The organism is Faecalibacterium sp. DFI.5.82, from assembly GCF_029076575.1.
In the GTDB taxonomy this organism is placed as follows: domain Bacteria; phylum Bacillota; class Clostridia; order Oscillospirales; family Ruminococcaceae; genus Faecalibacterium; species Faecalibacterium duncaniae.
Genome location: NZ_JARFIS010000421.1, coordinates 1 through 315, shown reverse-complemented (window position 1 = coordinate 315; position 315 = coordinate 1). Strand labels below are relative to the sequence as shown.

Annotated in this window: 1 protein-coding gene; it reads right to left on the bottom strand. The window is 66.3% G+C overall.

Features of this window, described 5'->3' with window-relative positions:
• Positions 1 to 28: 28 nt before the first annotated feature.
• A partial coding sequence (gene yidD, locus P0G09_RS17255; RefSeq protein ID WP_275253285.1) for a membrane protein insertion efficiency factor YidD occupies positions 29 to 315 on the bottom strand: 287 nt, incomplete at its 5' end.

The following is a 315-nucleotide window of genomic DNA, read 5'->3' as shown; positions in this document are numbered from 1 at the left end:
AAGGAGCCGTGTATCATAAGCACGCTGCTTAACCGTGCCGCCCCCGGAACAGCGTTGCCGGGGACAGTCTCCGCTCCGGGCTCACCCAGCGGCCTTTGGGCGGCACCGGGTCAAAGCCCCACCGGCCAAGCGGGTTGCACCGGGCGATGCGCCAGGCGGTGAGCAGCAAGCCCTTGATGCAGCCATGGGTCTGGATGGCTTCTATGCCATACTGGCTGCAGGTGGGGTTAAAGCGGCAGTTGCGGCCCAGCCCCGGGCTGATAAAGCGCTGGTAGAACCGGATGGGCGCACAGAGCGCGTTCCGGCAGACACGGG